The 14,255-nt window shown below is 66.5% G+C and carries 14 protein-coding genes; 1 reads left to right on the top strand and 13 read right to left on the bottom strand.

What is annotated here, in order from left to right:
- Positions 1-28 precede the first annotated feature (28 nt).
- Positions 29-319 carry an Hpt domain-containing protein gene (locus SFC76_RS02050; protein ID WP_322847816.1) on the bottom strand — a complete coding sequence of 97 codons (291 nt, stop codon included), beginning with the start codon at positions 317-319 and terminating at the stop codon, positions 29-31.
- Between the two features lie 111 nt (positions 320-430).
- Between SFC76_RS02050 and SFC76_RS02045 the strand changes: the two genes are divergently transcribed.
- Positions 431-2,719: a hypothetical protein gene (locus SFC76_RS02045; RefSeq protein ID WP_322847815.1), complete on the top strand. Its 2,289-nt coding sequence runs from the start codon at positions 431-433 to the stop codon at positions 2,717-2,719.
- A 15-nt stretch (positions 2,720-2,734) separates the two neighbouring features.
- Here the strand turns inward: SFC76_RS02045 and SFC76_RS02040 are convergent, their stop codons facing one another.
- From SFC76_RS02040 to nuoH, 12 genes are all read right to left on the bottom strand, one after another.
- Positions 2,735-2,890 (bottom strand): hypothetical protein, encoded by a 156-nt coding sequence (locus tag SFC76_RS02040; protein ID WP_322847814.1) that lies wholly within the window; start codon positions 2,888-2,890, stop codon positions 2,735-2,737.
- Positions 2,891-3,002: 112 nt separating this feature from the next.
- The gene (locus tag SFC76_RS02035; protein ID WP_322847813.1) at positions 3,003-3,287 is read right to left on the bottom strand and encodes a DUF1467 family protein; all 285 of its coding nucleotides are present in this window, start codon (positions 3,285-3,287) and stop codon (positions 3,003-3,005) included.
- Between the two features lie 6 nt (positions 3,288-3,293).
- Positions 3,294-4,949 (bottom strand): ribonuclease J, encoded by a 1,656-nt coding sequence (locus SFC76_RS02030; RefSeq protein WP_322847812.1) that lies wholly within the window; start codon positions 4,947-4,949, stop codon positions 3,294-3,296.
- 57 nt (positions 4,950-5,006) lie between these two features.
- Entirely contained in the window at positions 5,007-5,789 is a 783-nt protein-coding gene (locus SFC76_RS02025; RefSeq protein WP_322847811.1) for a type III pantothenate kinase, read from the bottom strand.
- Positions 5,790-5,791: 2 nt separating this feature from the next.
- On the bottom strand, positions 5,792-6,499 hold the full coding sequence (locus tag SFC76_RS02020; protein ID WP_322847810.1) for a biotin--[acetyl-CoA-carboxylase] ligase: 708 nt from the start codon (positions 6,497-6,499) through the stop codon (positions 5,792-5,794).
- A complete protein-coding gene (gene nuoN / locus SFC76_RS02015) occupies positions 6,496-7,950 on the bottom strand; it encodes an NADH-quinone oxidoreductase subunit NuoN (RefSeq protein ID WP_322847809.1) in 1,455 nt (484 codons plus the stop codon). Before nuoN ends, SFC76_RS02020 begins: the two co-directional genes overlap by 4 nt.
- Positions 7,950-9,479 carry an NADH-quinone oxidoreductase subunit M gene (locus SFC76_RS02010; protein WP_322847808.1) on the bottom strand — a complete coding sequence of 510 codons (1,530 nt, stop codon included), beginning with the start codon at positions 9,477-9,479 and terminating at the stop codon, positions 7,950-7,952. Before SFC76_RS02010 ends, nuoN begins: the two co-directional genes overlap by 1 nt.
- The gene (nuoL, locus tag SFC76_RS02005; RefSeq protein WP_322847807.1) at positions 9,476-11,635 is read right to left on the bottom strand and encodes an NADH-quinone oxidoreductase subunit L; all 2,160 of its coding nucleotides are present in this window, start codon (positions 11,633-11,635) and stop codon (positions 9,476-9,478) included. Before nuoL ends, SFC76_RS02010 begins: the two co-directional genes overlap by 4 nt.
- Before the next feature lie 6 nt (positions 11,636-11,641).
- Positions 11,642-11,947 (bottom strand): NADH-quinone oxidoreductase subunit NuoK, encoded by a 306-nt coding sequence (gene nuoK / locus SFC76_RS02000; protein ID WP_038660292.1) that lies wholly within the window; start codon positions 11,945-11,947, stop codon positions 11,642-11,644.
- Positions 11,944-12,555 (bottom strand): NADH-quinone oxidoreductase subunit J, encoded by a 612-nt coding sequence (locus tag SFC76_RS01995; RefSeq protein WP_322847806.1) that lies wholly within the window; start codon positions 12,553-12,555, stop codon positions 11,944-11,946. The genes nuoK and SFC76_RS01995 overlap by 4 nt, the downstream gene beginning before the upstream one ends.
- Positions 12,556-12,598: 43 nt before the next feature.
- On the bottom strand, positions 12,599-13,084 hold the full coding sequence (nuoI, locus tag SFC76_RS01990; protein ID WP_038660298.1) for an NADH-quinone oxidoreductase subunit NuoI: 486 nt from the start codon (positions 13,082-13,084) through the stop codon (positions 12,599-12,601).
- A 124-nt stretch (positions 13,085-13,208) separates the two neighbouring features.
- The gene (gene nuoH / locus SFC76_RS01985) at positions 13,209-14,234 is read right to left on the bottom strand and encodes an NADH-quinone oxidoreductase subunit NuoH (RefSeq protein ID WP_322848057.1); all 1,026 of its coding nucleotides are present in this window, start codon (positions 14,232-14,234) and stop codon (positions 13,209-13,211) included.
- Positions 14,235-14,255 lie beyond the last annotated feature (21 nt).

Genomic DNA, 14,255 nt, shown 5'->3' with positions numbered 1-14,255 from the left:
AGCCACGCGCGCTTTGTCGCGCCCGGCGTCAGAGACGGTCGATCGACCGCCGCAGCTTGGCGAGCAGCGCCGCATCGTGCGGCAGTTCGGCCGCCTGCGTCGCGAGGGCCATCAGCCGCACCGCGCCGAAGCTGGCCGCCAGCCCCTTCAGCCGTGCCGCCGCACCGCGCCATTCCTCGTCGTCGTGCGCCGCCTCCAGCGCCGCCAAGCCGCGCTGCGCGCTCTCGACGAACGCCATCCGCAACTCGGCGATCAACGCCGGTTCGTCACCCACCGCCGCGGCCAGCGCCGCATCGATCGCACCTGGATCATAAGCCATCGTCATCGTGTAGCGCCGCTCTGCTTAACCAAGTGTTGCGGTTTTGCTTTATGAGGGGGGCGAAGACGGGTAGGTTCGCCAGCGAAGAACGGGGGTTCCATGATCATCGACATGCGGGCAGACAGCGCCACCAGCGACGCTTACGCCTCTGGTGAGCACGATCGGATCGGCGGCTATATGGCGGAAAACGATAGCGATTGGCAGACCGAGCCGCTCCCCTGGGCGGACGCGGCCGAGCCGGAGGCGCCCCGCTTCGCCTGGCTGGGACCGGTGCTCGCGATCGCGGTGTCGCTGCTCTGGCTGGGCGGCATGCTGTGGCTGGCGCGCGATCAGCTGCCCTTCCTGCTGCCCGTCGACCTCGTCCAGTTCATCGCCGCGCTCGCGGTCGTGCCGGTGCTGATCGGCATCGTCTACCTTCTCGCGATGCGGACCAGCCGGCGCGAGGCGCGGCGGTTCGGCGCCACCGCCGCGGCGATGCATGCCGAGGCCGCCGGGCTCGAGCGCACCGTCGCGATGCTTTCGCATGCGCTCGACGGCAACCGCCGCCAGCTCGCCGAACAGGTCGCGACGCTCAAAACCATGGGCGACACCGCCAGCGAACGCCTCACATCGGTCAGCCGCGGCATGGCCCAGCAAATCGACCAGGCGGAGGCCCACGCCTACGCCCTCTCTCAAGCCGCTACCGATGCGCAGCAGAGCCTCGGCGTGCTGCTCGCCTCCCTGCCGCGCGCGCAGGCCGATGTCGTCGATATCCAGCATCTGCTCGACGATACCGGGCTCGCCGCGAGCGAGCATGCCGCGGCGCTGTCGGCGCAGCTCACCGCGCTCGCCGAGCGCGGTCGCGAGGCCGAACACGTCACGGGCAGCGCGGCGCAGAAGCTCGCCGCGCATATCGCCCGCATGGAAGCGACCAGCGAAACCGCGAGCGCGCGGCTCGAAGCCGTCACCGGCAGCATGTCGGGTGCGGTCGACGGTCTGCTCGACCGTACCGCCGATGCAGTGGACGAGGCGCGCAAGGGCATCGCCGTCCAGGGCGAGGCGATGCTGGCGATGCTGCGCGTCAACCAGGCCGCGCTCGACAGCGCCGCGCGCGACAGCGTCGACGCGCTCACCGATCGGGTCGCGGGGCTGGAGGACGTGATCGATCGCGTCACCCTGCGGCTGCACGACCAGCGGATGGCGAGCGAGGAACTACTCGCCGGGCTCGACGGCAGCATCGGGCAGGTCGAAACGCGTCTCGATCAGCTGCACGTCCACGGCGTCGAACGATCGCAGATGCTCGCCGCGTCGATCAGCGCGCTCGGCGGCTCCGCCGATGGGATGACCGAGGCGTTGCGCGCCGGCGACACTATGGCATCCCGGACGATCACCACCACCGAATCGCTGCTGATCGCGCTAGATGCCGCGGCGCGCGAGATCGACGAGACGCTGCCCGAGGCGCTTGCCCGCCTCGATACCAAGGTCCTCGCCAGCAAGCAGGTCGTCGTCGCCGCCAAGCCCGAACTGCTGGCGCTCGTCGCTGCCGCGGAAAGCACGCACGAGGCGATCGAGGCGATCGCCGGCGTCATCTCCGAACAGAGCGGCACGCTGGATCAGCTCTCGGGCACCTTGCTCCAGACGCTCAGCGAGGGGCGCGCCAAGGCGGATGCGCTCGGCATGATGGTCGACGAGACGATCGAGCGCACGCACCGCTTCGCCGAGGATGCCGCGCCGCGGCTGGTCGATGCCTTGCTCCGCGTCCGCGAGACCGCGACGGTCGCCGCCGACAAGGCCCGCGAGACGCTGTCGACCGTCATTCCCGATGCCGCCGCGCAATGGGAGCAGGCGAGCGCCGACGCGATGCGCCGCGCCACCGGCGATACCGTCGAGCGTCAGGTCCGCGCCATCGCCGATGCGACCGGCGAAGCGGTCGAGGCCGCCACCCGCGCGACCGAACGGATCTCCGCGCAGGTCCGCCAGATCCTCGAACAGACCGCGCTGGTCGAAACGAAGATCGATCAGGCGCGTAGCGAACGCGACGAGGCGGAACACGACACCTTCGCCCGTCGCGCATCGCTGCTGATCGAATCGCTCCACTCGGCCTCGATCGACATCACCAAGGCGTTCGCGCCCGAAATCTCGGACAGCGCCTGGGCGGCCTATCTCAAGGGCGACCGCGGTGTCTTCACCCGCCGCGCCGTCCGCGTGCTCGACCCCACCGACGCCCGCGATATCGCCCGGCTGTACGACGACGACGAGACGTTCCGCGAGGCGGTCAATCGTTACATCCACGATTTCGAGAGCATGTTGCGTAACATCCTCGCCCAGCGCGACGGCTCGCCGCTTAGCGTGACGCTGCTGTCTTCCGACATGGGCAAATTGTACGTCGCCCTGGCGCAGGCGATCGAACGGCTGCGCTAGGATCGGGCACGGCGATCAGTTGATCGTCGTACGCTCCGGAGAGGATTGGTCGTCGGTGAGATCGTCGATCGCCATCGCGATGCGAACGGCGATATGGTCGCGACCCTCCTCGTCCATCAGGTCTAGCGCGCGGGTCAGCAGATCGAGCGTCTGAAGGCAGGTCAGGTTCACGCGCACGCCTTCCACGATCGGGCGACCCCATCGGCCGCCCTCTTCGCAGGCAATATCAGATGCTGGTCGTGGGAAGCTGGCGTCCGGGTGACATCGACGTCATCTCGGCCGCTCACACCGCGTTATAGACCGCCTCGCGATTGAAGAGGTCGAGCATCTGCGGCGTGACCCAGCCGAAGCGGTAATTGGCGAAGAACAGGCCGAACAGCAAGGTCGCGACGATCGTCACGCGGATCGCCAGCCGGCCCAGTTGAAACTCGTGCGGGGCGCTCTCGGCCTGGCCGGCGACATAGTCGCCCCCCGCCTCGCGCGTCGTCCGGACGCCCCAAGGCAGGACCAGGAATACCGAGAACGCCCAGAACAGGACGTAGATCGCGAGTACCGACGTCCAGCGCATCGAGGATCAGGCCTCGACGATCAGCACGTCGACGATCGGCTTCTTGCCGGTCCAGCGCGTCGCGACGCGGCGTACGGCGAGCCGGATGTCCTCGCGGCGACGATCGATCTCGCGCTTCTGCCCCTTCATCGCCTCGAACGCCGCCTCGGCGGCATCCTCGACGAAGGCGGCACGGTCCTCTTCGACCGGCACGCCCTGGACTCGGATCTGCGGCCGGCCGAGCGCCCGCCCGTCGCGACCGATCGCGACCGCGACCGAAATCTGGCCGTTGATCGCCAACCGGCGCCGCTCGTTGATCGTCGAGCCGTCCGCCGGCAGGATCACGTCGCCGTCGAGCACCAGCCGGCCGACGCCGGCATTGCCGATCTTCTCGACCTTGCCCGGCAGCAGCCGCAGGATGTCGCCGTCGCTCTGCACGATCGACTGCGGCACGCCCTCGCTCAGCGCGAAACGGGCATGCTCCATCATGTGGCGCATTTCGCCGTGCACGGGGATCAGCACCTCGGGGCGGATCCACTTGTACATCTGCGCCAGCTCGGGGCGGCCGGGGTGACCGGAGACGTGGACGTGCGCCTGACGCTCGGTGATCATCACCACGCCCTTGCCGGCGAGCGTGTTCTGGATCTTGCCGATCGCCACCTCGTTGCCGGGGATCTGCTTGGACGAGAAGATCACCGTGTCGCCGAGGTCGAGCTTGATCGTATGCGATCCGTCGGCGACGCGGGCCAGCGCGGCGCGCGGCTCGCCCTGGCCGCCGGTGGCGACGATCAGCACCTTGTTCTTGGGCAGGCGCATCGCCGTCTCGGGATCGAACGTCTCGGGGAAGTCGCCGAGATAGCCGGTCGCGCGTGCGACCTTGAGGATCCGGTCGAGCGAGCGGCCGGTGACGCACAATTTGCGTCCGGTCTCGCGGGCGACCTGCCCGAGCGTGTGCAGCCGCGCCGCATTCGAGGCGAAGGTGGTGACGAGCACCCGGCCCTTGGCCTTGGCGACCTGTTCGGCGAGACCGACCCGCACCGATGCCTCCGACCCGGATGCGTCCTTGTTGAAGACGTTGGTCGAATCGCAGACGAGCACGTCGACGCCGGCATCGCCGATGCGGCTGAGCTGTTCCGGGCTGGTCGGCTTGCCGATCACCGGGGTGGGATCGAGCTTCCAGTCGCCGGTGTGGAAGACGCGGCCCGCCTTGGTCTCGATGACGAGCGCATTGGGTTCGGGGATCGAGTGCGACAGCTCGATGAAGCTGACCCCGAACGGCCCGATCTGCACGCCGGCGATGCCGCCGTCCTTGCCCGGCTGGATGACACGCAGCTTGACGCGATTGGCGTTGCCCTCTTCCTCCAGCTTGCCGCGGATCAGCCCGGCCGTGAACGGCGTCGCGTAGAGCGGCACGCCGAGGTCCTCGGCGAGATACGGCAGCGCGCCGATATGATCCTCATGCCCGTGGGTCAGCACGATGCCGACCAGATCGTCGATGCGATCCTCGATGAACGACAGGTCGGGGAGCACGAGGTCGATGCCGGGATAGGCCGCATCGGCGAAGGTCACGCCGCAATCGACCATCAGCCATTTGCCGGCGTGGCCATAGAGATTGACGTTCATGCCGATCTCGCCGGAGCCGCCGAGAGCACAGAAGAGAAGTTCGTTGGTCTTGGGAGTCATTTAGGTCTTTCAAAGAAATGGAGCGCCCGGCGGGCCGATGGATGGCGCGAGCGCGTCTCAGCCAATATGGGCGTTTTGGTACATGATCGCCAGCCCCTGTATCGTCAGGTCCGGCTCGATGACATCGAACACGTCGGTATGCTGTTCGAACAGCGTGGCAAGGCCGCCGGTGGCGATCACCTTGACCGGGCGGCCGATCTCCGCCTTCATCCGTCCGACCAGCCCTTCGATCATCGCGATATAGCCCCAATAGATGCCGATGTTCATCTGATCGACGGTGTTACGGCCGATCACGCTGCCGTTGTTCTTGGGCGCCTCGATCGCGATGCGCGGCAGCTTGGCGGCGGCGCTGACCAGCGCGTCGAGCGACAGGTTGATGCCCGGCGCGATGATCCCGCCCTTGTAGGCGCCCGAATAATCGCTCGCGTCGAAGGTCGTCGCGGTGCCGAAGTCGATCACGATCAGGTCGCCGTCGTGCAAGGCGTGCGCCGCGATCGTGTTGACCGCGCGATCGGCGCCGAGGCTCTGCGGCTCGTCGACGTCGAGGACGATGCCCCATTCGACCGGCGCACGCCCGGCGATCAGCGCCTCGCTGCGGAAATATTTCTGCGCCAGCACCTGAAGATTGTGCAGCGCGCGGGGCACGACGGTGGCGATGATGACGGCGTCGATCTGGCTGCGGTCATAGCCTTCGAGCGCGAGCAATTGGCTGAGCCAGACGGCATATTCGTCCGCGGTGCGGCGCGGATCGGTGGCGATGCGCCAGCGCGCCTTGATCGTCCGCCCCTCGACCAGTGCGAAGACGACATTGGTATTGCCGGCATCCACCGCGAGCAGCATCGTCAATCCTTCAGGACAAAAACGTCGGCAGCGTGAATGACATGCCGTTCGCCCGACGCCAAGCGCAGGATGAGCGCACCATCGGCGTCGAGCCCGTCGAATAGGCCGTCCTGCCTGCCGCCGTCGGGCAGCCGGACGGTGAGCGCAGTGCCGACCGGATGCGCCGCGGCGAGCCAGGCGTCGCGGATCGCGGCAAGCCCCTGCCCGCGCCAGACCGTCAGCCAGCGGCCGAACGCTTCGGCGAGCACGTCGAGGAACGCCTCCGCAGTCACCATTGCGCCGGCGGCGGCGAGGCTGGTGGTCGCACGGTCGGGAAGATCGGGGTGATGCGCCAAATTGACGCCGATGCCGACCACCACCGCATCCTCGCTGCGTTCGAGCAGGATGCCCGACAGTTTGGCGTCGCCGAGCAACAGGTCGTTGGGCCATTTCAGCCGCGCGACGTCGGTCAGGAAGACGCCGACCGCCCGGTGCAGCGCCACCGCGGCGACCAGCGCCAGCGTCGCAGGTGCAGGATCGGTGGGGCGCAGGCGGACCAGCGTGCTGGCGTAGAGATTACCGGGCTCGGACACCCACTGGCGGCCGAGGCGCCCCTTGCCCGCGGTCTGGCGCTCGGCACGGAGCCAGAGCCCCTCCTCGGCGCCCTGGCGCGCGAGGAGGCGCATGTCGGCGTTGGTCGAGCCCGTCTCGGCGACGGTCCGGATCGTCAAATCGCCGGGAACAGCGCGCGGGCGGCGGCCATCGTCCAGCCGCCGAGCAGCGGGATCGCGAGATAGCCGAGCGGCGAGACGAAGGCGGCGGTGAGAACGATCAACCCGCCCTCGACCGGGTTGTTGCCCTTCGGGAAGGCCGGCGCCGGCTCGTCGAAGTACATCGTCTTGACGACGCGGAGGTAATAATAGGCACCGATCGTCGAGGCGGCGATACCGATCACCGCGAGCGGGAACAGGCCGGCGCGCACCGCGGCGTCGAACACCGCAAACTTCGCATAAAAGCCGAACAGCGGCGGGATGCCGGCGAGGCTGAACATGAAGATGGCGAGTGCTGCCGCCAGTCCCGGGCGGGTGCGCGACATGCCGGACAAAGCCGCGATGCTTTCGACGGGTTGGCCATCGTCGTCGCGCATCTGCAGGACGATCAGGAACGAACCCAGCGTCATCGCGATATAGATCGTCATATAGATCAACACGCCCGACACGCCCTCCGGCGTACCAGCGGCGAGACCGACCAGCGCGAAGCCGACGTTGTTGATCGACGAATAAGCGAGCAGCCGCTTGATGTTGGTCTGGCCGATCGCTGCCACCGCACCGAGGATGATCGAGGCGAGCGCGGCGAAGATCACGATCTGGCGCCATTGATCGGTCGCCGGACCCATCGCCTCGACCGCGACGCGGACCGCGAGCCCCATCGCCGCCACCTTGGGCGCCGACGCGAAGAAGGCGGTGACCGGGGTCGGCGCGCCCTCGTAGACGTCGGGCGTCCACATATGGAACGGCACCGCCGAAATCTTGAACGCGATGCCGGCGAAGACGAAGACGAGTCCGAACAGCAGCCCGAGCGACCGCGGACCCGCATAGGCCGAGGCGATGCCGCTGAACAACGTGGTGCCCGAAAAGCCGTAGACCAGGCTGATGCCGTAGAGCAGGATGCCGCTCGCCAGCGCGCCGAGCACGAAATATTTGAGGCCCGCCTCGGCCGAGCGCGTGTCGCGACGCATGAAGCTCGCGAGGACGTAGGCGGCAAGGCTCTGCAATTCGAGGCCGACGTAGAGCGTCAGCATGTCGCTCGCCGACACCATAAGGCCCATGCCCGCCGCGGAGAGCAGGATCAGCACCGGATATTCCGGCCGAAGATCGTCGCCCTGGGTCCGCTGGAAGAAATCGGGCGCCATGATGATGCCCACCGCCGCGGCGATGAAGATCAGCACCTTGGCGAAGGCGGCGAAGGCGTCGGCGCGATACAGGCCGTCGAACGCCGCCCCGCCGTAGCTGGCCGGGCCGAGCAAGGCGAGACAGGCGCCGGCGAGCACCGCGACCGCGGTCCACGAAATGGCACGCGTCGATGCCGATCCGCCCCAGGCGGACACCAGCATCAGGACGATGGCGCCCGCCCCGAGGATCACCTCGGGCAGGGTCATGGCGAGATTGGCGGCGTAATCCATCAGTGAGCAATTCCGTGGGCGGCAGGCGCCGTGGCGAGGGGCTTGCCGGCAGTCGGCTGGGAATCGGAGACCGGAGTCGCGCGATCGATGCGGGCGAGCAGCACGCCGACGTCCTTGCGCATCGGCGCCATGAAGCTCTCCGGATAGACGCCCATCCACAAGGCGACGGCGGCGATCGGGGCGAGCAGCCACAATTCGCGATGCGACAGATCCTGCATCTCGCGCACGTCGTCCGACTTGATCTCACCGAAGACGACGCGGCGATAGAGGTACAGCATATAGGCCGCGCCGAGGATGATGCTGGTCGTGCAGAGCAAGGCGATCCAGGTCGACACCTGATAGGTGCCCATCAGCGCCAGGAATTCGGCGACGAAGCCGCTGGTGCCCGGCAGGCCGATCGACGCCATGGTGAAGAACAGGAAGAACAAGGCGTAGCGCGGCATGTTGATCGCCAGGCCGCCGTAACGGCTGATCTCGCGCGTGTGCAGCCGGTCGTAGATGACGCCGACGCACAGGAACAGCGCGCCCGACACCAGACCATGGCTGAGCATCATGATCATCGCGCCCTCGATCCCCTGCCGGTTGAAGGCGAAGAGGCCGATGGTGACGATCGCCATATGCGCGACCGACGAATAAGCGATCAGCTTCTTCATGTCGGACTGCACCAGCGCGACGAGCGAGGTGTAGATCACCGCCACCGCCGACAGGCCGAAGATCAGCCAGGTGAGCTGGCCCGACGCTTCGGGGAACATCGGCAGGCTGAAGCGCAGGAAGCCGTAGCCGCCGAGCTTGAGCAGCACGCCCGCCAGGATCACCGACCCCGCGGTCGGCGCCTGCACGTGCGCGTCGGGCAGCCAGGTGTGGACCGGCCACATCGGCATCTTCACCGCGAACGACGCGAAGAAGGCGAGCCACAGCCACGTCTGCACATGCGCGGGGAAATCATAGGCCTGCAACGCCGGGATGCTCGACGTACCGGCGGTCTGCGCCATGTAGAGCATCGCGATCAGCATCAGCAGCGAGCCGAGCAAGGTGTAGAGGAAGAATTTGTACGAGGCGTAGATGCGGTTCGCCCCGCCCCAGATGCCGATGATGAGATACATCGGAATCAGCCCTGCCTCGAAGAACAGGTAGAAGAGGAACAGATCCTGCGCCGCGAAGGTGCCGATCATCAGCGTTTCGGTGAGCAGGAACGCCGCCATATATTCGGGCACGCGATTGGTGACCGAACGCCAGCTCGCGCCGATGCAGATCGGCATCAGGAACACGCTGAGCATGATCAGCATCAACGCGAAGCCGTCGATGCCGAGGTCCCAGCGGAAGAAGCCGAACGACGGGCCGTGCTCGACGAACTGCCATTGTGCACCGCCGATGTCGTAATTGGCCCACAGCAGGATGCCGAGCGCCAGATCGACGAAGGTGGCGGCCAGCGCCAGCATGCGGGCGGTGGCGGCGGGAACGAACAGGCAGGCGATCGCCGCAAGCGCGGGGATCAGCAGCATGATCGAGAGGATGGGCAGCCCGGTCACTGTGCGATCGCCCAGGTGACGACGGCGGTCAGACCGATCAGCATGACGAAGGCATAGGTATAGACATATCCGTTCTGGAGCCGGCCCGCGAGCCGGCTGGAGAGCTGCACCACCCAGGCCGAGCCGTTCGGCCCGAACCGGTCGATCGTCTGTTCGTCACCGCGATGCCACAGCAGACGGCCGATGGCGAAGGCGGGGCGGACGAAGATCAGGTGATAGAGTTCGTCGAAATAATATTTGTGGACGAGGAAGCGGTACAGGATGCGGAACTGGTCCGCGACCGCCGCCGGGAAGCTCGGCGCCTTGATATAGGCGTACCAGGCGGTGAACAGGCCGAGCAGCATCGCGATCGTCGCCGACAATTTGATCGGCACCGGCACCTCGTGCATCGCGTGCATCAGATGCTCGCGGAAGGCGATGTCGCCCTTCCAGAACATCTCGCCCGCATCGGGTTCGATGAAATAGCGGTGGAAGACGAAGCCCGCCGCGATCGCGCCGATCGACAGGATGACGAGCGGCACCAGCATCGGCCACGGGCTTTCGTGCGGGTGATAGCCGCCGGTCCCCGCGGGCAGATCCTGCTGCGACGCGCCGTGCGTCGACGGACGATCGCCGCTGTCCTCGGCCTGCGCCGGGTTGCCGTGCGCCTCGTCGGCGTGGTGCGCGTCGTGGCCGTGGGCGTGATGCGCATCGTTACCATGCGCTTCGTGCGCATGATCGTCGTGGCCGTGGCCGTGCGCATCATGCAACGCGTGCTGGATATGCTCCGACGCGGCCCAGCGCGGCGTTCCCCAGAAGGTGAGGAACATCAGGCGCCACGAATAGAAACTCGTGATCAGCGCGACGAGCACGCCGACGAACCACACACCGGGCTCGCCCGCCGCCCAGCCGGCCTCGATGATCGCGTCCTTTGAATGGAAGCCCGCGAACCCGATGCCGAGCGGATTGCCGAACACCGCGGGCAGGCCGACGCCGGTGATCGCCAGCGTCCCCATCATCATGCCCCAGAAGGTGAGCGGGATGCTTTTACGCAGGCCGCCGTAATAGCGCATGTCCTGTTCGTGGTGCATCGCATGGATCACCGAACCGGCACCGAGGAACAGCAGCGCCTTGAAGAAAGCGTGCGTGAACAGGTGGAACATCGCCGCGCCATAGGCGCCGACGCCCGCGGCGAAGAACATATAGCCGAGCTGCGAACAGGTCGAATAAGCGATGACGCGCTTGATGTCGGTCTGCACCATGCCGACGGTCGCGGCGAACAGGCAGGTCGCGGCACCGACGACCATCACGACGTGCAGCGCGGTCGGCGACATTTCGAACATCGGCGACAGGCGGCAGACCATGAAGACGCCCGCGGTGACCATCGTCGCCGCGTGGATCAGCGCCGACACCGGGGTCGGGCCCTCCATCGCGTCGGGCAGCCAGGTGTGCAGGCCGAGCTGCGCCGACTTGCCCATCGCGCCGACGAACAGCAGCAGGCAGAGCACCGTCATTGTATCGGCGCGCATGCCGAGGAAGCCGATCGTCGAGCCCGCCATCGTCGGCGCGGCGGCGAGGATCGCCGGGATCGAAACGGTGCCGAACACCAGGAAGGTGCCGAAGATGCCGAGCATGAAGCCGAGATCACCGACGCGGTTGACGACGAACGCCTTGATCGCGGCGGCATTGGCCGACGGTTTGCGGAACCAGAAGCCGATCAGCAGATACGAGGCGAGACCGACGCCCTCCCAGCCGAAGAACATCTGAACCAGCGTATCCGCGGTGACGAGCATCAGCATCGCGAAGGTGAACAGCGACAGATAGGCGAAGAAGCGCGGCTGGTCCGGGTCCTCGCTCATATAGCCCCAGCTATAGAGGTGGACGAGCGCCGAGACGCTGGTGATCACCACCAGCATGACCGCGGTGAGCTGGTCGACGCGCAGCGACCAGTCGACCGCCATGTCGCCGCTGACGATCCATTTGAGCACCGGCACGACGGTCGCGCTGTTGGTGCCGGCGAGGAAGCCGAGGAAGATCGGCCAGCTCAGCAGGCACGAGGCGAACAATGCGCCGGTGGTGATCGCCTTGGCGGGCACGAACCCGATCGCCTTGTTGCCGAGGCCGGCGACCACCGCCGCCAGCAGCGGCAGGAACACGATGAAGAGGATGGAGGTCACCGGTATTTAGCCCTTCATCCGATTGACGTCGTCGACCGCGATCGTGCCGCGGCCACGGAAATAGATCACCAGGATCGCCAGCCCGATCGCCGCCTCGCCGGCGGCGACGGTCAGCACGAACATCGCGAACACCTGCCCGACGAGATCGTGGAGATAGGCGGAGAAGGCGACGAGGTTGAGGTTCACCGCGAGCAGGATCAGCTCGATCGCCATCAGGATGACGATCAGATTCTTCCGGTTGAGGAAGATGCCGAGCACGCCCATCGTGAACAGGATCGCCGCCACGACCAGATAATGCGTCAACCCAATCACAACTGGACCCCCTCGCCGACCGGCGGCTGGACGTTGCGCGTCGCATCCTGCGGACGGCGCGCATTCTGGCGGCTGATGTTCTGGCCGCGGACGCCGCCACGCTGGCGATGCGTCAGCACGATCGCGCCGATCATCGCGACGAGCAGAACAAAGCCCGCCGCCTCGAACACGAAGAGGTAGCGCGTATACAGCAGCTGCCCCATCGCCTGGATGTTGGGCACGTCGCCGTCGATCGGCGCGATGCGGCGGCTGATCTTGAGGCCGCCGGCGCTCCAGGCGCCGATGCCGATCAGGATCTCCGCCGCCAGCGCGACCGCAAGCGCCAGGCCGAGCGCGGCATAACGCGCCACACCGGCGCGCAGTTGCGCGACCTCGATGTCGAGCATCATCACCACGAACAGGAACAGCACCGCGACCGCACCGACATAGACGATGACGAGGAGCATCGCGATGAACTCCGCCCCGACGAGCACCATCAGCCCCGCCGCGTTGAAGAAGGCGAGGATCAGCCACATCACCGAATGGACCGGATTGCGCGACGAAATCGTCATCGCCCCCGAACCGATCACGATGATCGCGAAGAGATAAAAGGCTATGGCCTGGATCACGAGTTGGTCGGCCCCCTAAGCCCGGAATCGAATGCGGCGCGCATTAACGGTATGGCGCATCGGCGGCAAGGTTCGCGGCGATCGCGCTTTCCCAGCGGTCGCCATTGTCGAGCAGCTTGGCCTTGTCGTAGATCAGCTCCTCGCGCGTCTCGGTCGAGAATTCGTAATTCGGACCCTCGACGATCGCATCGACCGGGCACGCCTCCTGGCAGAGACCGCAATAGATGCACTTCGTCATGTCGATGTCGTAGCGCGTCGTGCGGCGGCTGCCGTCGTCGCGCGGTTCGGCCTCGATCGTGATCGCCTGCGCAGGGCAGACCGCCTCGCACAATTTGCATGCGATGCAGCGTTCCTCGCCATTGGGATAGCGGCGCAGCACATGCTCACCGCGGAACCGCGGACTCACCGGGTTGCGCTCGTAGGGGTAGTTGATCGTCGCCTTGGGCTTGAAGAAATACTTCAGCGTGAGGGCGTGCGCCTTCACGAACTCCCACAAGGTGAACGACTTGATGATCTGTGCGACGCTCAAGAGCTCAATCCCGTCATTCGGTCGATCAGGACGACCAACACTCCGATACCGACGCCCATGAGCGCCCGGTCACGTAACGCCTGCGGCCGAAGGCCGCGGGCGATCATCCATTCGCTGGCCCGGCTCATCCGCCGACCGGCACGCGCATCAGCATCAGCACGCCCGACACCAGGAATACCCAGAACAGCGACAGCGGCAGGAACACCTTCCACCCCAGCCGCATCAGCTGGTCGTAGCGGTAGCGCGGCACGGTCGCCTTGACCCAGCTGAAGACGAAGAAGAAGAACAGCATCTTCGCGAACAGCCAGATGATCCCGGGCACGTAATAGAGCGGTGCCCAATCGATCGGCGGCAGCCAGCCGCCCCAGAAGAGCGTCGCGTTGAGCGCGCACATCAGCAGCACGTTGGCATATTCGCCAAGCCAGAAGAGCGCGAAGCTCATCGAGCTGTATTCGGTCTGATAACCGGCGACGAGCTCGCTCTCCGCCTCGGTCAGGTCGAACGGCGCGCGCTGCGTCTCGGCGAGGCTGGAGATGAAGAACATCACCGCCATCGGGAAGAGCAACGGGTTGATGCCGAACGCATTGATGTGGAGGTTGAGCGTGCTGGTCTGCGCCAGGACGATGCCGCTGAGGTTGAACGTCCCCGCCCACATCACCACCGAGATCAGGATGAAGCCGATCGCGACTTCGTAGCTGACCATCTGCGCGGCCGCACGCAGCGCCGAGTAGAAGGGATATTTGGAGTTCGACGCCCAGCCCGACAGGATCACGCCATAGACGCCGAGCGACGAGGCGGCGAGCACGTAGAGCAGGCCGACGTTGATGTCGGCGAGCACCACGCCCGCCCCGAACGGCACCACCGCCCAGACGATCAAGGCCACCGTGAAGGTGATGATCGGCGCGAGCAGGAACAAGGTCCGGTTCGCCGCGGCGGGGACGATCGTTTCCTGCAGGAAGACCTTGAGCCCGTCGGCGAACGACTGGAGCAGGCCGAACGGCCCGACGACGTTGGGGCCGCGGCGCAGCGCCATCGCCGCCCAGATTTTGCGATCGGCGTAGATGATCATCGCCACCGCGAGCATCAGCGGCAGCGCGATGACGAGGATGCCGACGATCGTCGCGACGAACCACGCCCAGCCATAGGACATGCCGACGGTCGAGTTGAAGAA

The organism is Sphingomonas sp. CD22 (genome assembly GCF_034556155.1).
In the GTDB taxonomy this organism is placed as follows: Bacteria; Pseudomonadota; Alphaproteobacteria; order Sphingomonadales; family Sphingomonadaceae; genus Sphingomonas.
The sequence above is the reverse complement of the archived record's forward strand: the minus strand, read 5'-3'. Positions and strand labels throughout refer to the sequence as shown.